Below are 491 nucleotides of genomic sequence, written 5' to 3' on the forward strand. Positions count from 1 at the left end.
CCTTTACGGCAGGCGTGAACGAAGTCATTCCGTATGAACTCTTTGGTGGTGACGGTATGTTAACACGTCTCTTGTTGAAATCCTCAGACGGCGCCTCATGGTCAGATAACGGCACGGCAAAACACGCTGGCTTACTACCTTTTGCCAACATTCCAAAAGGTAAATATTTCTATCAAGTGTCACTCAATGGTAATGCGGCCGGCAAACAAGGCAAGGCCCTCTTGGATCAATTGAAAGCGAATGGCACACACAGTTATACCGCAACCGTCACAGTTTACGGTGCAACTAAGGATGGTAAGGCAGACTTGAACAATGTTATCGCAACACGTCAAGTAAATCTGAATTTGAATGGTCAAAAAGCGCAAGAAGATCCATCTCTTGCTCAAGCCAAACAATCCGTTTCTGACAGCATCAAGGGCAGTACAGATGTTCCGGCTTCCTTCCTAGCCAATGCGACCCACCCTGGTCCCTTTACGGCAGGCGTGAACGAA

At 47.7% G+C, this 491-nt stretch carries 1 protein-coding gene; it reads left to right on the forward strand.

Annotation, left to right across the window (positions count from 1 at the left end; translation table 11 throughout):
- Positions 1–491: SSURE domain-containing protein (locus HMPREF2984_RS06135; protein WP_180363935.1), on the forward strand; the 491-nt coding region annotated here is incomplete at both ends.

Origin of the sequence: Streptococcus sp. HMSC066E07 (assembly GCF_001814695.1) — a bacterium.
GTDB classification, from domain to species: domain Bacteria; phylum Bacillota; class Bacilli; order Lactobacillales; family Streptococcaceae; genus Streptococcus; species Streptococcus hominis.